15 protein-coding genes are annotated in these 20,268 nt (G+C 73.3%); 11 read left to right on the top strand and 4 right to left on the bottom strand.

The features are described 5' to 3' along the window. Window positions 1-152: 152 nt before the first annotated feature. The 4 genes from WMF27_RS21285 (at window position 153) to WMF27_RS21270 (ending at window position 4,008) form a co-directional block, all read left to right on the top strand. Window positions 153-1,406 carry a glycosyltransferase gene (locus WMF27_RS21285; RefSeq protein WP_437767054.1) on the top strand — a complete coding sequence of 418 codons (1,254 nt, stop codon included), beginning with the start codon at window positions 153-155 and terminating at the stop codon, window positions 1,404-1,406. A 263-nt stretch (window positions 1,407-1,669) separates the two neighbouring features. Beyond that, window positions 1,670-2,941 carry a glycosyltransferase family 4 protein gene (locus WMF27_RS21280; RefSeq protein ID WP_437767055.1) on the top strand — a complete coding sequence of 424 codons (1,272 nt, stop codon included), beginning with the start codon at window positions 1,670-1,672 and terminating at the stop codon, window positions 2,939-2,941. A gap of 100 nt (window positions 2,942-3,041) precedes the next feature. Then, window positions 3,042-3,359: a tetratricopeptide repeat protein gene (locus WMF27_RS21275; protein ID WP_437944470.1), complete on the top strand. Its 318-nt coding sequence runs from the start codon at window positions 3,042-3,044 to the stop codon at window positions 3,357-3,359. Window positions 3,360-3,390: 31 nt separating this feature from the next. Continuing rightward, window positions 3,391-4,008: a thiamine phosphate synthase gene (locus WMF27_RS21270; protein WP_437944469.1), complete on the top strand. Its 618-nt coding sequence runs from the start codon at window positions 3,391-3,393 to the stop codon at window positions 4,006-4,008. A 34-nt stretch (window positions 4,009-4,042) separates the two neighbouring features. Here WMF27_RS21270 and WMF27_RS21265 read toward each other — a convergent pair whose 3' ends face one another. Continuing rightward, a complete protein-coding gene (locus WMF27_RS21265; protein WP_437944468.1) occupies window positions 4,043-4,636 on the bottom strand; it encodes a Uma2 family endonuclease in 594 nt (197 codons plus the stop codon). A gap of 98 nt (window positions 4,637-4,734) precedes the next feature. Between WMF27_RS21265 and ileS the strand changes: the two genes are divergently transcribed. From ileS to WMF27_RS21250, 3 genes are read left to right on the top strand one after another with little or no spacing between them, the layout of a single operon-like run. Then, the gene (gene ileS, locus WMF27_RS21260) at window positions 4,735-8,619 is read left to right on the top strand and encodes an isoleucine--tRNA ligase (RefSeq protein ID WP_437944467.1); all 3,885 of its coding nucleotides are present in this window, start codon (window positions 4,735-4,737) and stop codon (window positions 8,617-8,619) included. A gap of 27 nt (window positions 8,620-8,646) precedes the next feature. Then, window positions 8,647-9,912, top strand: coding sequence for an AAA family ATPase (locus tag WMF27_RS21255; RefSeq protein ID WP_437944466.1), 1,266 nt, complete (start codon window positions 8,647-8,649; stop codon window positions 9,910-9,912). Further along, a complete protein-coding gene (locus WMF27_RS21250) occupies window positions 9,905-10,531 on the top strand; it encodes a DUF4276 family protein (RefSeq protein ID WP_437944465.1) in 627 nt (208 codons plus the stop codon). The genes WMF27_RS21255 and WMF27_RS21250 overlap by 8 nt, the downstream gene beginning before the upstream one ends. 48 nt (window positions 10,532-10,579) lie before the next feature. Here WMF27_RS21250 and WMF27_RS21245 read toward each other — a convergent pair whose 3' ends face one another. Then, window positions 10,580-11,665, bottom strand: coding sequence for an aldo/keto reductase (locus WMF27_RS21245; RefSeq protein ID WP_437944464.1), 1,086 nt, complete (start codon window positions 11,663-11,665; stop codon window positions 10,580-10,582). 133 nt (window positions 11,666-11,798) lie between these two features. Here WMF27_RS21245 and WMF27_RS21240 point away from each other — a divergent pair, with 133 nt between their 5' ends. Next, window positions 11,799-12,647 carry a helix-turn-helix domain-containing protein gene (locus WMF27_RS21240; RefSeq protein ID WP_437944463.1) on the top strand — a complete coding sequence of 283 codons (849 nt, stop codon included), beginning with the start codon at window positions 11,799-11,801 and terminating at the stop codon, window positions 12,645-12,647. A 556-nt stretch (window positions 12,648-13,203) separates the two neighbouring features. Further along, complete coding sequence (locus WMF27_RS21235) at window positions 13,204-14,466, top strand: AAA family ATPase (protein ID WP_437944462.1); 1,263 nt, start codon at window positions 13,204-13,206, stop codon at window positions 14,464-14,466. A 16-nt stretch (window positions 14,467-14,482) separates the two neighbouring features. Here the strand turns inward: WMF27_RS21235 and WMF27_RS21230 are convergent, their stop codons facing one another. Beyond that, window positions 14,483-15,175, bottom strand: coding sequence for an HAD family hydrolase (locus WMF27_RS21230; protein ID WP_437944461.1), 693 nt, complete (start codon window positions 15,173-15,175; stop codon window positions 14,483-14,485). 137 nt (window positions 15,176-15,312) lie between these two features. Here WMF27_RS21230 and WMF27_RS21225 point away from each other — a divergent pair, with 137 nt between their 5' ends. Next, the gene (locus WMF27_RS21225; RefSeq protein ID WP_437944460.1) at window positions 15,313-17,148 is read left to right on the top strand and encodes a hypothetical protein; all 1,836 of its coding nucleotides are present in this window, start codon (window positions 15,313-15,315) and stop codon (window positions 17,146-17,148) included. A 33-nt stretch (window positions 17,149-17,181) separates the two neighbouring features. After that, window positions 17,182-19,650 (top strand): hypothetical protein, encoded by a 2,469-nt coding sequence (locus tag WMF27_RS21220; protein WP_437944459.1) that lies wholly within the window; start codon window positions 17,182-17,184, stop codon window positions 19,648-19,650. 28 nt (window positions 19,651-19,678) lie between these two features. Here the strand turns inward: WMF27_RS21220 and WMF27_RS21215 are convergent, their stop codons facing one another. Further along, a complete protein-coding gene (locus WMF27_RS21215) occupies window positions 19,679-20,233 on the bottom strand; it encodes an exonuclease domain-containing protein (protein WP_437944458.1) in 555 nt (184 codons plus the stop codon). Window positions 20,234-20,268: the final 35 nt, after the last annotated feature.

Below are 20,268 nucleotides of genomic sequence, written 5' to 3'. Positions count from 1 at the left end.
AAGTCAAGCGAACAGCATCCGCATGTCATGATACGCTCACCTACCTGAGCCAAAATGACACGGAACGCTCATCGCACGGTCGACACGCTGTCGTGGCGCGTCACGGCGCTCTGACGACGACCGCGGCGACCTGACGGTCCGCTCAGGAGAATATGAGCAAGCCCAACGTCTGCATGGTCGTGAACAACCTCGAGGTCGGCGGGCTCGAGAAGGTCGTGCTGAGCCTCCTCGATCGCCTCGGCGATCACGGCTTCGACCTCTCGCTGATCTGCCTCGACGGCGAGGGACGGCTGTTCTCGGAGGTCAAGCTCCCCCGCTCGAAGTGCCTCGTGATCACGAAGGACCTCCGGCCGGTGCTGCCGGGCCTGAAGAGCGATCCAGAGGCGCTGCTCTGGATCCGGCGCTTCTTTCACCAGCGCTCGGTCGATATCGTCCACGTCCACAACCGTGCTCCGCTCATCTTCGCTGGCTTCGCGGCGCGCCTGCTCCGGAATCGGCCGCTGGTCGTCTACTCGGAGCACAACCAGATCAACCGGGCGAAGGGCTTCGATCGGCGCAAGTTCGGCTACTACGCCTACCTCGCCGACGAGATGGTCGCCGTGTCGCACGACCTCAGGCGCATCCTTGTCGACGACGTGAAGGTCCGCGCGCCGGTCCGCGTCATCCACAACGGCATCGACGGGACGCGCTTCGCCCGCGCCCGCGAGAGCGGCGCGGGCGCGCGCGTCCGCGCGGAGCTCGGCATCGGCGAGCGGGAGTTCGTGTTCGGGTGCGCCGTGGTGCACATCGAGCAGAAGGGGCTCCGTTACCTCCTCGAGGCGGCGCCCGAGGTGCTGCGGCGCGCGCCGGAGGCGCGCTTCGTCATCGCCGGCGACGGCCCGCTCCGGCCGGGGCTGGAGCAGCAAGCCAGGGACGCGGGGCTCGGCGACCGGGTGATCTTCCCCGGGTATCGCTCGGACGTGCCGGAGCTCATCTCCGCGTTCGACGCCTACGTGCTCCCGTCGCTCTGGGAGGGGCTGCCGCTCGCGCTGCTCGAGGCGCTCGCGCTCGGCAAGCCGATCGTGGCGAGCCGCGTCGGCGGCGTCCCCGAGATCGTCGAGCACGGCGTCGACGGGTTCCTCGTCCCGTCGAAGGACCCTGGCGCGCTGGTCGAGCACCTCTCGCGGGTCGCCCGCGACGGGGAGCTCCGCGAGCGAGCGCGCGCGTGTGGCCCCGCGAAGTTCACCGAGCAGTTCAGCCTGGAAGCGATGGTCGACGCGCACGTGCGCCTGTTCGACGAGCTCATCGCCAGGCGGCGCGGGGGCGACGCCCCGTCCCGGGCGCGCGCGTGGTCGACCCCCGCGGGGGCCTCCGGGCCGGCCGCTGGACGGGCCGACGGCAACGAACGGGTCGGTCTGGACATGTAACGACATACGATACCAGGTGAGACCGAATCGAACCTGACCAGGGCGAATACGATGCTGAGCGAGGCAAAATGGGACATCGAACGATGCTGAGCGAGGCAAAATGGGACGCTGCGCTAGACTGAGCGAGACCGAGCGTAGATTGACGAGACGGAGCGAGACTGGCGAGACTGGCTAGACCGAATACGAGACCGAGCGCGAACGACGTCCTCTTTCGAGGCGCTCGCCGACTCGGTTCGCTCGGAGAGGAGGAGCTCTTGCGGCGGATGCGCGTTTTGCTGATCACGAAGATCTTTCCGAACGCGGTTCACCCGGACGAGGCGCCGTACAATCGGCGGCAGTTCGCCGCGCTGTCGCGCTACTGCGACGTCCAGGTGCTCGCGACGATCCCGTGGTTCCCGGGCATGAAGCGCTTCTCGAAGTGGCCTATCGGCGCCACCGCGCCGCGCGAGGAGGTCATCGACGGGCTGCCGGTCAGGCACCCGCGGTACCTGTACGTGCCGAGGATCGTGCCCGCCCTGAACGGCCCGCTCTATGCGGCGTCGATGCTCCCGGAGCTCATCGGGCGCGGTCCGTTGCCCGACGTCATCGTCGGGGCCTTCGCCTACCCGGACGGCTTTGCCGCGGTCTGTCTGGGGCGGTTGCTCGGGGTGCCGGCCGTGATCAAGACGCACGGCTCGGACATCGACGTGATCCCGCGCGACCGGCGGATGCGGCGGCCGCTCGGCTGGGGGCTCACGCGCGCCGCCCGGGTGGTCACGGTCAGCCGCAAGCTCGCGGACGGGGTCGCGGCGCTCGGCGTGCCGCGCGATCGCATCGACATCGTCATGAACGGCGTCGACGTGAAGACGTTCCAGCCTCGCAACCGCGCCGAGGCGCGCGCCGCGCTCGGCAAGTCGCCGAGCTCGCGGCTGATCGTCTTCGTCGGCCACCTGAGCCGCGACAAGGGCGTGCTCGATCTGATCGAGGCGTTCGAGCGGCTCGCGCCGGTCCACCCGGACATCGAGCTGGCGCTCGTGGGCAGCGGCGCCGAGGAGCAGGCGTGCAGGGAAGCCGCCGCCCGTCTGGGCGGCCGGCTGACGGTGACCGGCTACTTGCCGCACGATCAGGTGTCGCTGTGGCTCGGCGCGTGCGACGCCCTCGCCCTCCCGAGCAAGCACGAGGGCACGCCCAACGTCCTGCTCGAGGCGCTCGCCTCGGGGCGCCGCGTGGTCGCGACGAGCGTGGGGGGCATCCCCGACGTCCTGAGCAGCGCCGAGCTCGGCGAGCTCATCCCGCCGGGGAACCAGGGCGTGCTGATGGAGGCGCTGCTCCGGGCCGCCCGGGCCGACTACGACCCGGCGCGGATCGCGGAGCTCGCCGGCAGGCGCGACTGGGATGACAGCGCGCGCGCCCTCCACGAGTCGCTCCTGCGCGCCCGCGGCGAGCCCCTGTCGAGCTCCGGCGGTCAGGACGCGGGCGACGCGCCCTTCGGCGCCCCGGCCTCGAAGGGCGGGTTCGAGAACGGCGCTGCCCGGACGGGCGCCTCCCTGAACTAGCCCCGTCGCCGGCCGCCCGGCCGAGCGGGCCCGCGCGGCTCGGCCGGAGGAGCGCCGTCGCCGCGGCGTCCTCTTGACGCTCGCGCTCGTTCATCGGCGAATGCCGCCGGTGTTCACCGGCTTCCGCGCGGCCTTCGGCTCCATCGCGATCTTCGCCGCCGTCGCGCAGGCGCCTTACCAGTGCGCGAGCGAGGTCGACCCGGATCGCCGCGTGTACGAGGACCCGAGCGAGGCCCTGTACGCGCTGGCCGAGCGCTTCAAGGCGAGCGGCGATCGCCGCGCCCAGGCCGACTCCTTGCGTTTCCTGGTCGAGCGGTATCCTTCCAGCCGGTTCGCCCGGATGGCCCGGCAGGATCTCGAGGCGCTCGGCGAGGCGGGCGCCCCGGCGGAGCGCCCCCCGGGCGACGGAGCGCGATGACGCGCCGCCGCCGGCGCGCTGGAGGACGGCCATGCTCACCCCGAGGTTGACCCTCATCACCCAGGCGGCGAGCGTCCCGGAGCCGGTCTTGCTCGCGCGGCTCTCTGCGTTCGGCGCCCTGCCCCCCGAGGCCCGCGCCCGCGTGGCGGTGCAGCTCCGCGATCCCGAGCTCTCCGGCGCGGCGCTCCACGCGCTCGGCAGGCGCCTGCGCGACGCCACCGCCGCGCTCGGCGCCTCGTTCCTCGTCAACGATCGCCTCGATCTCGCGCTCCTCCTCGGCGCGGACGGCGTCCACCTCGGCCGCCGCTCGGTCACGGTGGCCGACGCGCGCGCCCTGCTCGGGGCGGGCGCCTTCGTCTCCGTCGCGTGCCACGGCGTCGACGACGTGCTCCGGGCGGCCGAGGCCGGCGCGGACGCCGCCGTGCTCTCGCCGATCTTCGCGACGCCCGGCAAGGGACCGCCGCTCGGCCTCGAGGCCCTGCGCGAGGCGCGGGCCCGCCTGGCCGCGGCCTCGCGCGGCGTCGCGCTCCTCGCCCTCGGCGGCATCGACGCGGCCTCGGCGCCGGCCTGCCTCGCGGCGGGCGCGGACGGGGTGGCCGCCATCCGCGCCGACTTCGGCGGCGTGCTGCCGGCGCCGCGCGCGGGGTGAGCTGCGGCTCCGCGCCGCCCGGCCCGGCCGGCGATTACCGCGCCCAGAGGTCGGCGAGCGGCAGCTCGATCGCGTCGAACGGCTCAGGCCGCACGATCTCGTCGCCTTCGTACGTGTCGAGCAAGGACCACCGGCCGTCGTCGAGCCGGTAGACCTCGAGCGTCTGCGCGACCGGGTTGATCAGCCAGGCGTGGCGGACCCCTTCGCGCCGGTAGATCCGCATCTTCTTGCCGCGGTCGACGCGCTCGGTGCGCGGGGAGATCACCTCGCAGACCCAGTCGGGCGCGATGTCGTAGTGCGCAGGCGCGTCCTCCGGGCCGAGCGGGTCGGGCATGCGCTCCCGACGCCAGCCGGCGAGATCGGGGACGACCTTGTCGGGCCGCGGTCCGAGGTGGAGCTCGGGCTCGTCGAGGATGACCCGGCCGCCAGGTCCGCCTCTACCGCGATCGAAGGGGCCCGTGAGACTTGAGCCCAGGAGCGACGCTGTACGCGTGTGCGGCCGCGCCGGCCGCGGGAACGTGTACAGCTCCCCGTCGAGGATCTCGGCGACCATCTCGTCCGGCACGGCCTGGAACGCGGCCTCCACCTCGGGCGCGTTGCCTGGAAATGGCGGGCGCTGCGCGCTCATCGGCAGATCCTAGCACCCCTGCGGTTCATCGCGCGCGCTCCGCGCCGGCCCAGCGCTTCCCTCGACGCTGGCAATGGGCCTTGCTACTAGGCCGGGCCATGTCCGAAGCGTCCTCGAAGAAACCGACCGACGGCCCGCACGAGCCCCTGTTCGACAGGGTGGCGACCGAGCTGAACTTCCCCGCCGACGAGGCGAAGATCCTCGCGTTCTGGAAGCAGCGCCGCATCTTCGAGAAGACGCTCCGCGCCGAGACCCGCGCCACCGGCCCCTCGCGGGGCACGTTCGTCTTCTACGAGGGCCCGCCGACCGCCAACGGCATGCCGCACAACGGCCACGTGCTCACGCGCGCCGTGAAGGACGTCTTCCCCCGGTACAAGACCATGCGCGGCTACGACGTGCCGCGGAAGGCCGGCTGGGACACGCACGGGCTGCCGGTCGAGGTCGAGGTCGAGAAGGAGCTGCGCATCCACGGCAAGGCCGACATCGAGCGGTACGGCGTCGAGCCGTTCATCTCGCGCTGCGTCGACTCCGTCTTCCGGTACACCGAGGCGTGGGAGAACCTGACCGACAAGATCGGCTTCTGGGTCGACCTCGACAGCGCCTACGTGACCTACCACCGGAGCTACGTCGAGAGCGTCTGGTGGGCGCTCTCCCAGCTGCACCGGAAGGGGCTGCTCTACCGCGGCCACCGCGTCTGCTGGTGGTGGCCCCAGGGCGGGACGGCGCTCAGCGCGGCCGAGGTCGGCTCGAACTACAAGACGGTGGACGACCCCAGCGTGTTCGTCGCGTTCCCGCTCGTCGACGAGCCGGACACCGCGCTCTGCGCCTGGACGACGACCCCGTGGACCTTGCCCTCGAACGGCTACGCCGCGGTCCGGCCCGAGTTCGATTACGTCGTCGTCGACGCGGGCGCGGCGCCCGTGGCCGGCAAGCTCATCGTGGCCGCGGCGCTGCGCGAGGAGCTCGCCAAGAAGTTCAAGCGGGACCTGCCCGTCCTCCGCGAGCTCAAGGGGAGCGAGCTCGTCGGCAAGCGCTACCGCCCGCCCTTCGACGCCTTCGCGAGGTCGCTCGAGGGCGCCTCCCTGCGCAGGAAGGACGGCAAGGCAGAGCCGCTCTACTGGGTCGTCCTCGGCGCGGATTTTGTCACGCTCGACTCCGGCACCGGCATCGTCCACGTCGCGCCCGCGTTCGGTGAGGACGACTTCAACGCGCACCGGCGGCGGATCGCGGAGCTCGCCGAGCCGGGCGCCGACGTCCCGATGCTCTGCGCGGTGCGGCCGGACGGCACGTTCGAGCCGGGGCTCACGGCGTTCTCGGGCCTCTGGGTGAAGGACGCCGATCCGCTGATCATCAAGGATCTCGCGGCCCGCGGGCTGCTCGTCCACGAGGAGAAGTACCGCCACGACTACCCGTTCTGCTGGCGCGCGGACGACGATCCGCTGATCCAGCTCGCGCGGCCGGCCTGGTACATCAGGACCCGGGACAACATCGACAAGGCGATCGCCAACAACCGCGCGGTCCACTGGCACCCGTCGCACATCCAGGAGGGCCGCTTCGGCGACTTCCTCGCCAACAACGTGGACTGGGCGCTCTCGCGCGAGCGGTACTGGGGGACGCCGCTCAACGTCTGGGTCTGCGCGAACGACGAGGAGCACCAGCTCGCCCCGGCCTCGGTCGCCGAGATCGAGGCGCTGAACCCGCGCGCCTTCGACCACTTCCGCGCGGCCAAGAAGGCCGACCCCGGCCTGAACGATCACCTCATCGTCCACAAGCCGTGGATCGACAAGGTGACGTTCCCGTGTCCGACCTGCGGCGGCGAGATGCGGCGCGTGACCGAGGTCATCGACGCCTGGTTCGACAGCGGGAGCATGCCGTTCGCGCAGTGGGGCTACCCGCACGCCGAGGGCTCGAAGGACCTGTTCGACCGCGCGTTCCCGGCGGACTTCATCAGCGAGGCGATCGATCAGACGCGGGGCTGGTTCTACTCGCTGCTGATGGTCTCGACGCTGGTCTTCGACGAGGCGACGCAGGAGAAGCTCGGGCTGTCGCGGGTCCGGAGCTACCCGCACCCGTACGAGACGTGCGTCGTGCTCGGGCACGTCTGCGACCGCGAGGGCAAGAAGGAGAGCAAGTCGAAGGGCAACTACACGCCGCCGGAGGTCATCCTCGAGCGCGTCCGGATGGAGTTCGCGGCGGCCGACGGCGCCGACGCCGGGCTCGGCGCGGCGAAGGACGGCGTCGCGATCATCGCGCGCGAGGACTACGAGGGGCTCGATCTCACGGGCGACTCGGCGAAGGTGCGGGTCTACCGCGCCGACCGCGAGGGCGCGGCGGTGACGCTGGAGCTCAGGCCGGCGACGGGCAACAAGCGCCTCCCGCGCCGCATCGTCGCGCTCTCCCGCGGGGACCTCGATCGGCTGGGCCTCTCGCCGGCCGACAAGGCGCTCTCGGTGATGCCCAACGACGTGCCCAGGCTGCCGCAGGACCAGCGCGTCGTCATCGAGGACCCGGCGACGCCCGCGCCCGGGGCCGACGCGTTCCGCTGGTTCTTCTACGCGTCCTCCCCGCCGTGGACGAACACGCGCCACTCGCTCACGAACGTGCGCGCGTACCAGAAGGAGTTCGCGGTCAAGCTCCGGAACGTCTACTCGTTCTTCACCATCTACGCGAACATCGACAGCTTCTCGCCCGCGGAGGGGAACCCGGGCGCGACGGACACGTCGCCCGCGGCGCTCGCGGCGAGCGCCGGCTACCGGCCGGCGCGGGAGCGGTCGCTCCTCGACCGGTGGATCCTGTCGGAGCTCGCGCTCTCGACGCGGGAGGTGACGGCGCACCTCGACGAGTACCGGCTGTACGAGGCGGCGCAGCGGCTGGTCGATCTCGTGGACGCGCTCTCGAACTGGTACGTCCGCCGGAGCCGCGCGCGCTTCTGGGCGCCTTCTCCGACGTGGGTCGAGGATCGGCGTTCGCCGTCCTCTCCCGGAGACGCCCTGGAGATCGCCCCGGGCGCGGTGCGGGCGGCCCAGGACAAGCGCGACGCGTACTTCACGCTGTACGAGGTGCTCGTCGCGCTCGCCAAGCTGAGCGCGCCGTTCACGCCGTTCTTCGCGGAGGCCATGTACCAGAACCTGGTGCGGCGGCCGTGGCCCGCGTCGCAGCCGGAGAGCGTCCACCTCGTGGCGTTCCCCGAGGCGGACGCCGCCGCGGTGGACGAGCCGCTCGCGATCGAGATGCGCGCGGTGCGCGAGCTCGTCTCGCTCGGCCTGCAGGTGCGCACGGCGAACAAGCTCAAGGTGCGGCAGCCGCTCTCGCGGGCCGACGTCGTGCTGTCGCAGCAGGGGCTCGCGGCGGCGCTCGCCGAGCACGTGCCGCTCATCGCCGAGGAGCTCAACGTCCACGAGGTGCGCTTCCTGAAGCCCGGCGAGGAGGGGAGCGCGGTCCGCTACGTGCTCAAGCCGAACTTCCGCGCGCTCGGGCCGAAGCTCGGCAAGAAGGTGCAGCTCGCGAAGCAGGTCCTGGCGAAGGCCGACGCGGCGGCGCTCCGCGCGGCGCTCGCGACCGAGGGCAAGATCGCGATCGCGCTCGACGGCGAGCAGGTCGAGCTCGGCCCCGAGGAGATCGACGTCGCGGTCGAGGCGGGCGAGGGGTTCGCGGCGGCCGGCGGCCGCGCGGGGGTCGTCGTGCTGCACACGGCGCTCACGGACGCGCTCCGCGACGAAGGGCTCGGCCGGGAGATCCTCTCGCGGGTGCAGGGGCTGCGCAAGGAGCTCGACCTCGGCTTCACCGAGCGGATCCGGCTCGCGCTCGACGGCGGCGAGCGGGCCCGCAAGGTCGCCGAGGCGGCGCGCGAGATGCTCATGCAGGAGGCGCTCGCCGCCGAGCTCGTGCTGGGCGCGGCGCCCGCGGCGTGGGGGCAGGCCGAGCGGCGCGAGGTCAACGTCGACGGCGAGGCGCTCGCGATAACGCTCGCGCGCACGGCGTGAGGGCGCCGGGGGGGAAGGTGAGCTGCGATGATCACGAAGGTCTGCGCCCGTAACTTTCGCAGCATTGGGGAGCGGATCGAGCTCGAGCTCGGGGCGATGACGGTCCTCGTGGGGCCGAACGCCTCGGGCAAGAGCAACGTCGCGGACGTCCTGCGGTTCCTGGCCGAGTGCGCGAGCGGAGGGATCGACAGACCGGTTGCTGTTCGGCACGGACTCGATGCGCTGCGCCACGGAACTGCCCGTGAGTCCACCGATGTGCTCCTTGAAGTGCACATCGAGCGCGAGCAGGGGGCCGGCATCTGGGGCTTCACGCTCACGTCGGCCGATGAGTACGGCGCGCTGTGCGTGAAGAGCGAGCGCGCGGTGTGGTTTCCGGGGAACGCGCCCGATCCCAGGACCCGGACCCGCTTCTTTGAGCTCCTCGAGAGGCCCGAGGACATGTGGACCGAGGAGGAGCGGAGAACGCTCCTCGGCGGCCACACGCGCGGCACCACGCCGAACGGCGACGCCGAGTTGTCGGCGCCGCAGCACTTCGTCACGCACAAGGGACATCACTACCTGCAAGTTCCATCGTCCTTTCGCCGCGACGCCGCGCAATTCCCTCTGCTCGCGCCGCTGGGCCACCCTGATTTCGCTCCGCTCATGGAGGAGTTGCGCAGCGTCGCGATCTACTCGTTGTTCCCGGACGTACTGCGCGCTCCACAGCACCCGGATCCATCCAAACCGATGAGTATGAAGGGCAGCAACTGGGCCTCGACGTTGAGGGCGATCGAGCGATCCACCTGGGGGTCAGAGCTCGTCGCTGCCCTGGGGCGCATCGCCTCGGACATCGACGATTACCGCGTCACGGAGGCGGGCGGGTTCCTGATACCGGAGTTCCGTCACGGTCTCGACGCGCAGGGTCGAGAGCGCTGGCACGGCGCCGCACAGGAGTCGGACGGCACGCTGCGCGCCGCGGCCCTTCTCACCGCGCTGTTCCAGGAGCCCGCGCCGACGCTCCTGGGCTTCGAGGAGCCGGAGCTCGGCGTCCATCCCGGGGCGATCCCGGTACTCGTCGACTTTCTGCAAGAAGCGTCGACGCGCAGCCAGGTCCTGCTGACGACGCACAGCCCCGATCTCCTGGACCTGGTGTCCATCGACGCCATTCGCGTCGTGGAGCGGCACAATGGCGCGACGACGCTGGCGCGCGTCGAGGAGCGGCAACGAGAGCTCGTTCGCAAGCGCCTGATGTCGACGAGCGACCTCCTCCACGCCGAAGGCCTCCGCCCCGAAGGCTCCACGAGCGATGGCTAAGGCCTACCTGGTCGTCGAGGGCCACGGCGAGGTCGAGGCGGCGAGGAACCTGGTCATCCGGTTGTGGGCCGACCTCGGGCTGCCACACGCGGTGTGGGGAGCTCCCAAGCGCGGCAAGGCGCTCAACACCCGCGCCGGCGTGCTGCAGGCCTGCGAGCTCCTGCGCAGCGAGCGCGACTGCGCGTTCGCGCTGCTGCTCCGTGACGAGGACGACGGATGCCCAGCCTCGGCCGGCCCCGAGACCGCGGCATGGATGGCGGCAGCGAGCCTTCCGTTCCCGGTCGCCGTGGTGCTGGCGCACCGGGAGTTCGAGGCGTGGTTCCTGCCGTGCATCCACCTCATGGCGGGGCGGGAGATCCGGCCTGGCGTGCGCATCGCTGAGGGCACGACGTGCCCGGAAGATCCCGAGGGCATCCGCGACGTGAAGGGGTGGCTCTCGAAGCATTTCCCGAGAGGCAAGGCGTACAAGCCCACGCTCGATCAGCTCAAGCTCACCCAGTGGATCGATTTCGGCGTGCTCCGCACCTCCGGGGCAAGGTCGTTTCGCACGCTCGAGAACGCGCTGCGGTTCCTCGCCGCGCCCGCCGCCCTCAAGGTCTACCCGCCTCCGCGGTCCTAGCGCCAAACGCCCCGTACGAGCGCCCCCGCCCGGGCGCTCGGCGCGTGCTCAGTGCCGCTCGCCGTCGTTCTTCGGCGCCATCGGCCACGCCGGCGCGCTCTCGCCGTTGATCGTCGTGCCGCCGTTCGTGAACGCGCCGGCCATGCGCAGGAAGCCGGCGGGGAAGTCGAGCGTCGGCGCCGAGAGCGCGTCGAGCGCGGCCACCTGATCGGGCGCGAGCTCGACCTCCAGGGAGGCGAGGTTGTCGTCGAGCTGCGCCAGCGTGCGCGCGCCGATGATGGTGGACGTGACGCCCGGCCGGGCCACCACCCAGGCGAGCGCCACGCGCGCCGGCGTGGTGTCGAGAGCCCTGGCGATCTCGACGAGCTTGTCGACGATGGCGTACGCCTTGTCGGTGAGCGCGGAGAGCACGAACGGGCCGCGATCGGCCTTGTGCTTGCCGGCGTTCTCCCGCGTGTACTTGCCGGTGAGCACGCCGCTCTTGAGGGGCGACCAGGGCGTGACGCCGAGGCCCAGCTCGCGCGCCATGGGGATGAGCTCCCCCTCCACCGTGCGCTCGAGGAGCGAGTGCTCGATCTGCAGCGCGATGAACTGCGCCCACCCGCGGAAGCCCGCAAGGCCGTGCGCCTGCGCCACCTTCCAGGCCGGCGTGTCGGAGACGCCGACGTAGCGGACCTTGCCGGCCGCCACCAGATCGTGGAGGGCTCGCACGGTCTCCTCGATGGGCGTGTGCTTGTCCCAGACGTGCATCCAGTAGAGGTCGATGTAGTCGGTCTGCAAGCGGCGCAGCGACTGCTCGCACTGCGCGAAGATGGCCTTCCTCCCGGCGCCGCCGCCGTTGGGGTCGCCGAGGTAGAGGTTCGCGGTGAACTTGGTGGCGATCACCGCCCGGTCGCGCTTGCTCGGGTGGCGGCCGAGGTGGTCGCCGATGATCTTCTCGGAGTGGCCCTTGGTGTAGGCGTTGGCGGTGTCGATGAAGTTGCCGCCGCGCTCGATGAAGCGATCGATGATCGCCTCGGACTCCTTGACGCTGGATCCGAAGCCGTGGTCTTCGCCGAAGGTCATGGCGCCGAGGCACAGGGGGCTGACGCGCAGCCCGGAGCGGCCGAGGGTGACGTAGTGGTCGAGGTTCATCGTGGTCCTCCTGGGGGTTCGGGCTGAAGAGCCCTCGCTGGACCGCACCGTGCGCCCGTGCCGGCGTGCAATCTTGGAGGAAACGGCCGGGACGGGGCCGGGCGGGTTGATGGCAGTCCGAGGCGAGCCCACGATGGCGAACGTGGTGGGATCGATCGAACAGGTCATCGCGCGGCGCGCCCCGCGCCCGGAGGCCGGCGCGCCGGCGTCGCGCGCGCTCCGCAATTTCGTCGTCGCCGTCCGCTCCAGCGCGCCGCCGATCACGAACCTCGACCTGCTGCCCGACGGCACGACGTCGCTGGTCTTTCGCCTGCTCGACGCGGACCGCGCCGACCTCGTCGTCCTCGGGCCCAAGACGCGCGCCGTGTACAAGCGCGTGCCGCGCTTCCTGCTCGCGGTGCAGGTGGTCTTTCGACCCGGCGGCGCGTACCCCTTCTTCGGTGTGCCGATGGACGAGCTCGCCGATCGCATCGTCCCGGCGCGCGATCTCTGGGGCCGGCGTGCCGACGCCCTGCTCGAGGAGCTGGTGGCGGTCGGGACCGGCGTCACGCGGGACCCCGCGCGAGCTCGCCTGGAGGCGATCGAACACGCCCTCGAAGGCCGCATGCTCGGTCCCGATGTGTTCGAGCCCGCTTCGGCGGCCGTCGCGCGCGCCGCGCTCCGGAAGCTCTCGTTCGGAGGGATCACCGTGGAAGAGACGGCGAGCGCGCTCCACGTCAGCCCGCGGAACCTGCGGCGCGCCTTCGTTGCGACCGTCGGCGTCTCGCCGAAGCAGTACGCGCGCATCGCCCGCTTCCAGCGCGTCGTCTCGAACGCGCAGGTCGCCCGCGGGTCGTGGTCGGAGATCGCCCTCGCGAGCGGGTACTGCGATCAACCGCACCTGGTCAGGGAGTTCCGCGAGCTCGCGGGTCTCTCGCCGGTGGCGTTCATGAAGCGACGCTCGACCGGCGAGATCAGCGGCTCGGGTGAAGGCCGTGGGTGAACGCTCCAAGGGGCTCCAGGGCGTTCGAAGAGAGCGCATGGGTCGCGGGGCTCCGGCGCGATTACGTGCCGGGCCTTACGATCCTGCGGGTGTGATCGCCTCGCATCGCGGGGCGGCGCTCCTTCCGCAAGGATCTTGTTGCGGACATCGCAGGCGAGGCGTTCGATGATCGTCGTCGGGTGGGGCGCATCGGAGACTTTCAGGACGGTACCGAGACCGAGGGCCGCGCATCGCCGGCTCGTGACGGGCGACAGCCTGCCCGGGCGGCGGGATCTCTCCGTGGCGCGAAGGAGATAGCGTTTCCGGGACAGCTCCCACGCTGTCCGGGTGTCCCTGGAGCCCGTCGTGGTGTCCCTGGAGCCCGTCGTGGTGTCCCTGGAGCCTGGCGCCCTGTCCCGGAAGCGCCGTGCGACGCACCCCAGGAGCGCGACGGCGTGACCCTGGAGGTCGTTCTGGCGTCCCTGGAGGTCGTTCGAGCGTCCCGGGAGGTCTCTCCAGCGTCCTGGAAGGTCTCTCAGGCGCGCCTGGCCAGCGGTCCCGCAGCGCGGGCAGGGGGGTGGATGTCCTCGAACCGAGGCTCCGCGCGGCGATGATCACCCACGTCTACGTCAGCAACTACGGCAGCGTCGGGGCTGGGCTCGAGCTCACGCTCGGGTCGATGACCGCGCTCGTCGGTCCGCCGGGCTCGGGCAAGGGCTGCCTGCTCGACGCGGTGCGGTTCCTCGCCGAGTGCGCCAACGGGGCGTTCGATCTGGCGGCGGCGAACCGGCGCGGCGCCGGCGCGCTGGAGGGCGCGCGCGGCGACGGCGCGCTCACCACGCTCGGGGTCGCGGTCTCCAGGACCGAGGGCCACGGGTTCTGGCTCGTGCAGCTCGCGCCGGGAGAGCGGGAGGGCGAGGCGCGCGTCAAGAGCGAGACGGCCGCGTGGTGGCAGCGCAGCGCGCTCACGCGGCTCGTCAAGCCGGGCCTGCGCGAGGTCTTCGACGCCGGCAGCGACGCGCCCGAGGTCTCCTTCGACCGGCTGAAGGGCAGCCCGAAGGGGTTCTCGCGCAAGGACAAGGGGCGCAGCGGCACGCTCGCGTACCGCGGCGTCGCCCCCATCGCCGTGAGCGGCACGAAGCTCGTCCTGCCGCTGCTCTCCGATGGACCGCTCACCCCGATGCTCGACGAGCTGCGCCGGGCGGTCCTCTACTCCCTCGCGCCCCGCACGCTGCGCTCGCCCCAGAAGCTCAGCGCTTCCCGGCGCCTCAAGGCGAGCGGCGACAACTGGGGCTCGGTCCTCCGCGCGCTCGCGAAGGAGCGATGGCAGGACCAGTTCCTCGCGGCGCTGTCCCAGGTGATCGGCGACGTCGACGGCGCCCGCGCGTCGTCGTCCGGCGGGTTCCTCGTCCCGGAGCTGCGCCACGGCGTCGACGGCGACGGGCGCGAGCGCTGGCGGGCCGCCGCGGACGAGCCGGACGCCACGCTGCGGCTCGCCGCCATGGTCACGGCGCTCTCGCAGGAGCCCCCGCTCGTGCTCGCCGGCTTCGAGCACCCCGACGCGGGCGTCGATCGCGCCGCGCTCCCGGCGCTCCTCGAGTACCTGCGCGGCGCGTCCGCCCAGCGCCAGCTCCTGCTCACGACCGAGAGCCCCGCGCTCCTCGATCTCCTGCCGCCCGACGCCGTCTACTCGGTGGAGCGCCGCGACGGCGCGACCGCCGCGTCGTCCATCGACGAGGCGCAGCGGAGGGCGCTCCGGGAGCGGCTCGGCGCGCCGGAGAGCCAGCGCTCGGTGGCCGCGCGCGCGGCGCGCGCCGCGCGCCCGCCCGGTGCCTCCTGAGCCCGCCCGAGCGTCGCTACGACGCGAGCGGCTCCCCCGGCGGCGCGAGCGGCGACGCGCCGTAGCGCGCGAGGAGATCCTCCGGATCGAGGTAGATCGCCGCGCACCCGGCCTCGAGGAGCTCCATTTCAGGGAAGCCTCCGCAGAGGAGCCCCACCGAGAGGAGGCCGAGCTTCGCCGCGGCCTCGGCGTCGGAGGGCGTGTCGCCGACGAGCACGACCTCGCGAGGATCGACGCTGCCGAGCCGGTCGAGCGCCGCCTCGAGGACGTCGGGGCGCGGCTTCGACCTGTCCGCGTCGTCGGCCGATACCGTCCACGAGACCAGATCGCCCACCCGGGCGAGCTCGACGCTGGCGTCGAGCTCGCCGCGCGGCGTCGGCGAGGCGAGCACGATCCGGCGCCCGTCGCGCGCGACACGCTGGAGCAGCTCGCGCACGCGGGGGAACACCCGGGCGCCCGGGAGGAGCTCGCGCCCGTAGATCTGGTCGCGCAGCGAGGAGATCGCGGCGCCGATCCAGCCGAGCTCCTCGGGAGAGAGGAACGTCTGCAGCAGCTGGTCCGCGCCCTTGCCGACCTGGCTGCGCAGCTTCTCCCGCGGGACCTCGCGGCCGAACCGCCGGAACGCCTGCTGCCAGGCGGCCGCGTGCAGATCGACGGTGTCGAGGATCGTGCCGTCGACACCGAAAATGACGGCGCTGACGCTGACCATGGCGCGACACGTGGCGCAGGGCGGGACGCACCGCCATCGGAGGGCTCCCGACGGCCCCTCCCGCGCCGCGCCGGCTGCGCTCGGCCGGAGTCGCGGTAGACTGGCCGGGGAGGGCGAGCGGGCAGGGCGATGACGACATGAACAGGCGGCTGTCTGCACTCGCGGTCCTCCTCGGCGGGCTGCTCGGCCCGGCCGGCGCCGCGGCGGCCGAGCCGGCGCTGATCGCGGTCGATCTGGACGACGACGACGCCGACGGCGTGCCGGACGGCGAGCAGCCCCGCGCGCCGCCCGCCCCGGAGCTCCTGGCGCTGCGCGCGCCGCGCGGCGCGAGCCAGGCGCCCGCGGCGATCCCCGCCGGCCTGCGGCTCCTCGTCGACGGCAGCCCGGTCAAGCCCGGCGCGCCCATCCCCGCGGGCGCCCGCCGCGTCGAGATCCAGGCGATCCGCGCCGGGCGCAGCGAGATCGCGCTCTTCGGCGAGGCGCGGACGATCAGCGCGTTCGAGGTGCGCGCGATCGACGGCGCCGGGCGGCGCATCGACATGGCGCGCTCCCACGCCTCGCTGCAGCGCACGCCCCCGGACCGGCTCGGCGACGATCCGTTCGCGAACCTCGACGATCCCGACGCGATCCGGCTGCTCGTCATCGGCGCGCCGGAGGATCTGCCGCTCACGCTCGACGTCCACTCCGCGGCGCCGTCCGGCGGAGCGATCGATCGCCTCCCCGACGTGCCGCTCGGCCACGTGCGGTGCCCGGAGGACGTGCCGCCGGGCCTCGTGTGCGGCTCGACGCGCCCCCTCCGGGTGGTCGCGGACGACATCGATCGCAACCACCCGATGATCGTCGATCGCTCCGTGAAGGGCGAGGTCGGCGGGGCGCTCGTCGTCGCCCTGCCCGGCGGGCCGAAGGTCCAGATGATCCGCGTCGCCGGCCCGCGCGCCTCGCCGCTCGGGCCGCTCGGGCGCACGCGCGCGCGCCTCCGGCTCGTCATGGTGCGCCCCCGCGCCGGCGGCCCGCCGCCGATGGGCGGCGACGACGCGGGCGCGCTCGCCATCGCGCGCGCGGAGGTCGAGCGGGCGAACGCCCTCTGGGGCGCGTGCGGCGTGAGCTTCGGCCCGCCCGAGGCGCTCGACGTCACCTTCGTCGATCCGCCGCGCCCGCACCTGCTCGCGATCGGCTGCGACCACGGCCTGCCGGCCAGCGGCGGCGCGATCCGGGTGCGCGTCGACGGCCACGAGGTCACGGCGGCGATCGCGCCCCGCGCGCGCCCCGACGCGGCGGCCCGGGCCGTCGCCGCGGCGATCGGCGCGGCGGGGTTCTCGGTGCGCCTCTCCGACAACCCGGCCATCGGCGCGGGCGCCTACGGGACCACCGACGTGCTCGTGCGGCGGCCGGGCGGCGCGCTCGCGACCCTCGAGCCGCCGGCGGCGGGCGCGCTGAGCACCGACGCGACGCTCACGGCGTGCATCGGCGCCGTGGACCTCGACGACGGCCTCCAGCACTTCAGCGACACGGACGCGATCGCCGGCACGGTCGAGGAGCGGGCGCTGCTCAAGGCGTTCGACGACGGCGACCCCTCGACCGTCGACGTCGTGATGGTCCCGAGCTTCGCGGGCGGCGGGCGGATCGGCGAGTCGTTCATCTTCGCCGACGGCGGGGCGATCCGGAACACGATCATCGAGGATCGCGCCGGCCTGCGCGCGGATCGCGCGTCGTTCGCGCTGTCGCACGAGCTCGGCCACGTGCTGCTCGACGAGCCGGGGCACCCGGACGATTTCGGGATCGACACGCCGACCCGGCTGATGGACGCCGACGCGGCCAACGCCTCCGCCTACGGGCCGCGCCGCCTGACCGTCGACGAGTGCGCGCGCGCGATCAGGCAAAGCGGCGCGGCGGAGCCGCGTTTGGGCCGACAGAGCGGCCCGGTGCCGCTGCTCGCGCCGTGGCCGCTCGCCCCGCTCGGTCGAGAGAGGTGAAACGCCGCTTCGCGCTGTGGTAGGAGCGGGCCCATGCGGGTCCCCCAGCGGAGCGGCCTCTTCAGCGGCGTCGCAGCCCTCGCGTGCGCCTCGGTCCTGCTCGAGATCTCGCTCGCGCGGATCTACGCGGCGCTGTTCGGCGAGATCCACGCGTTCCTCGCGCTCTCGCTGTCGCTCGTCGGCGCGGGCGTGGGCGGCGCGCTGCTCTACGTCGCGCCGTCGCTCGCCCGCCCGCCGGCGCTCTTCGCCCGCATGGCGACCCTCGCCGCGCTCGCGTCGGGCGCGACCCTCGCCGCGGTCATCCTGCTCGCGCACCGCGAGCCCCTGTCCGTCCCCGCGCCGGGGTCGCTCCCGTGGCTCGCGCTGTGCTACGCGGCCTCCACGGTCCCGTTCGCGCTCGCGGGCCTCGCGCTCGCGGCCGCGATCCGGCACGCGGCGCCGGAGATGCCCCGCCTCTACCTGCTCGATCTCGTCGGCGGCGCGCTCGGCGGGCTCGCCGCGGCCGGCGCGCTCCGCGCGGGCGCGCCCCGCGCCGCGCTCGCGGCGGCGATCTTCTTCGCGGTGGCGGGCATCTTCTTCTACCTCGGGTCGCGCTGCTGCGAGGGCGAGGAGCGGGCGCCCGGCGGCCTCGTCGCCACGTTCGTGCTCGGCTCCTTCGTGCTGCTCGCCGGCGACGTCGGCGCCCCATGGCTCCGGCTCGCCGGCATCCGCCGGGCGTCGCCCGACCGGACCGAGCACGAGGCCTGGACCGAGCGCTCGCTGATCACCGTCGATCGACCGAAGGCCGGCGCGGCGCTGATGCGGCTCGGCGGCGCCGCGGCGAGCCCGATCCTCGACGCGAAGGCGACGCCCCCGCCGCAGCCCGAGGACATGGCGTACGCGCTGCACAAGGACCAAGGCCCCGCGCTCGTCGTCGGCGCCGGGGGCGGGCGCGACGTGCGCGCCGCGCTCAAGGCCGGGCAGAAGGACGTGGTCGCCGTCGAGGGCGACCGCGGCGTCCTCGAGGTGATGCGCGGGAGGTACGCCGCGTTCAGCGGCAACCTGTTCGACAAGCCCGAGGTCCACCTCGTGGTGGGCGATGGGCGGAGCTTCGCCCGGCGCACGCCGCTGCTCTTCAGGAACATCGTGATCCCGTCGGCCGACACGGTCGAAGCGTCGGCGACCGGCGCGCTCGCGCTCTCGGAGAGCCGGCTCCACACGCTGGAGGGCGTCGGGGACTTCCTTTCGCGCCTCCTGCCCGAAGGCACGCTCGTCCTGGCCCGCGCGGACGCGGACTTCGATCGGCTGCTCTCGCTCGTGACCGCGGCGCTGCGCCGCGCGGGCGTGGCCGCGCCGAAGGACCACCTCTTCGCGTGCAGCGCCGCGCAGAAGACCGCGCTGCTCGCCCGGCGCACGCCGCTCGCGCGCGAGGACGTCGACGCGCTCCGCCGCCACTGCCGCAAGCACAGGTTCTCGGAGGTCCTCGCCCCCGACCGCCCGGCGACCCCGGTCCGCAGCCTGCTCGTCGCGGCGGCCGCGCCCGCGGCTTCCTCGGCGGCCGCGCGTGTCGCCGAGGGCGCGGCGGCGGAGGCCGATCTGACGCCGCCCACCGACGACAGGCCGTTCTTCGCGTACACCGTCCCGGCGCGCCGCCTGCCCGCGGTGCTCGGCGACGTCGGGGCCCTCCGCGCCGGGCACACGGCCCTCTTCGCGCTCGCGCTGCTGCTCGCCGTCGGCGCGGTCCTCTCCGCGCTCGGCGTGCTGCTCCCGGCGCTCGCCGCGCGCCGTCGGCGCGGGCACCTCGCGCCGCAGGACGCGCCCGCGTCGACCGCGTCGTCGGCGCCGCCCGCCCGAGCGCTCGCGTTCTTCGCCGCGATCGGCGCGGGGTTCGCCCTCGTCGAGCTCGCCGTGTTCCGGCACGGTCTCCTCCTGCTCGACCTGCCCGCGCACGAGCTCCCGGCCGTGCTCGTGATCCTCCTTGTCTCGGCCGGCGTGGGCGGCTACCTGACGGCCCGGGTGGCCCCGGGCGACGCGACGGCGGTCTCCGCGAGGGTGGCGGAGGCGCTCGCCGTGGCCGCGGCGCTCTCGGCGGTGGGCCTCGTGCCGCTCGCGCGGTGGGGCCTCGGGCTCGGGGCCTTCCCGCGCGCGATCCTCGCCATCGCGATCCTCGTGCCGTTCGGCGTGCTCGCGGGCTCGCTGGCGCCGCTCGGAGTCAAGATCGTGGACTCGGTCTCGTCGGCGCTGCTGCCGTGGTGCTGGGCGCTCTGCGCCTTCGCGGGCGCGACCGCGATGGCCCTCGGCGCCCTGTGCGCGCTGAACCTCGGCTACAGCGCCCTGCTGCTCGGCGCGGGCCTCGCTTACCTCCTCGCCGCGGCGACCGTGCCGCCCGCCGCGGCCGGGGCGACCGCCGCGGGAGACGACGAGCGAACGACGTCGTCCGGAGGCGCCGCCGCCGGCGAGCCACCGTCCCGGGACGCCGCAGGGGCGCAGCCCGTGGCCATCGAGGCGGCGCCGATCGCCTGAGCGCCCGGCGTCGCCGGCGCCGCCGGCGTCACCGCCGCGCGGCCAGCAGGAGGTGCGCGAGCAGGCCCGCGATGTTGTGGGCGTCGTCGATGCCCCGGTGGTGCGTGCCCGCGAGCGGCAGGCCGGCGCGCTCCAGGGCCTCGGCCATCCCCACCTCCCGCGACAGCGCGTGCGTCAGCGCGAAGAGGCTCTTCACGTTGAGGTGGCTCGGCCCGAACGGGAGCGGCACGCCGCGCGACTGGCACTGCCGCTCGAACATGCGCCGGTCGTAGTCGCCGTAGCTCGCCCAGAGGCGATCCTGCGCCTTGAGCTCGCTCCGGAGCGTCGCGCACGCCTCCCTGAACGACACGCCCGCGTCGACATCCGCCTGCGTCAGCGTCGTGAGCGCCGTACAGAACGGGCTCACGCGCGAGCGCTCCGGGCGCACCAGGATCGAGCGCCGCTCCCGGCGCCGGCACGAGGCGACCTCCAGCGGGCACACGCCGATCTCGATGATCTCGTTCTCCTCGCCCGGCGGCGGGTCGCCGTCCCAGCAGGTCGCTTCCACGTCGATCACGAGAATGAGATCAAGACGCTTCGCCACGTCGTCGCCCCCGGCATGTAGTGAGGAGTGCGCCG

Origin of the sequence: Sorangium sp. So ce281 (genome assembly GCF_051527395.1) — a bacterium.
GTDB lineage: Bacteria > Myxococcota_A > Polyangia > Polyangiales > Polyangiaceae > Sorangium > Sorangium cellulosum_B.
The sequence above is the reverse complement of the archived record's forward strand: the minus strand, read 5'-3'. Positions and strand labels throughout refer to the sequence as shown.

Excerpts from the sequence above, each read along its gene's own strand:
- WMF27_RS21230 (WP_437944461.1), bottom strand. The coding sequence starts at position 15,175 with ATGGTCAGCGTCAGCGCCGTCATTTTCGGTGTCGACGGCACGATCCTC.
- WMF27_RS21240 (WP_437944463.1), top strand. The coding sequence starts at position 11,799 with ATGGCGAACGTGGTGGGATCGATCGAACAGGTCATCGCGCGGCGCGCC.
- WMF27_RS21245 (WP_437944464.1), bottom strand. The coding sequence starts at position 11,665 with ATGAACCTCGACCACTACGTCACCCTCGGCCGCTCCGGGCTGCGCGTC.
- WMF27_RS21285 (WP_437767054.1), top strand. The coding sequence starts at position 153 with ATGAGCAAGCCCAACGTCTGCATGGTCGTGAACAACCTCGAGGTCGGC.
- WMF27_RS21225 (WP_437944460.1), top strand. The coding sequence starts at position 15,313 with ATGAACAGGCGGCTGTCTGCACTCGCGGTCCTCCTCGGCGGGCTGCTC.
- WMF27_RS21270 (WP_437944469.1), top strand. The coding sequence starts at position 3,391 with ATGCTCACCCCGAGGTTGACCCTCATCACCCAGGCGGCGAGCGTCCCG.
- WMF27_RS21255 (WP_437944466.1), top strand. The coding sequence starts at position 8,647 with ATGATCACGAAGGTCTGCGCCCGTAACTTTCGCAGCATTGGGGAGCGG.
- WMF27_RS21250 (WP_437944465.1), top strand. The coding sequence starts at position 9,905 with ATGGCTAAGGCCTACCTGGTCGTCGAGGGCCACGGCGAGGTCGAGGCG.
- WMF27_RS21220 (WP_437944459.1), top strand. The coding sequence starts at position 17,182 with ATGCGGGTCCCCCAGCGGAGCGGCCTCTTCAGCGGCGTCGCAGCCCTC.
- ileS (WP_437944467.1), top strand. The coding sequence starts at position 4,735 with ATGTCCGAAGCGTCCTCGAAGAAACCGACCGACGGCCCGCACGAGCCC.
- WMF27_RS21275 (WP_437944470.1), top strand. The coding sequence starts at position 3,042 with ATGCCGCCGGTGTTCACCGGCTTCCGCGCGGCCTTCGGCTCCATCGCG.
- WMF27_RS21280 (WP_437767055.1), top strand. The coding sequence starts at position 1,670 with ATGCGCGTTTTGCTGATCACGAAGATCTTTCCGAACGCGGTTCACCCG.
- WMF27_RS21265 (WP_437944468.1), bottom strand. The coding sequence starts at position 4,636 with ATGAGCGCGCAGCGCCCGCCATTTCCAGGCAACGCGCCCGAGGTGGAG.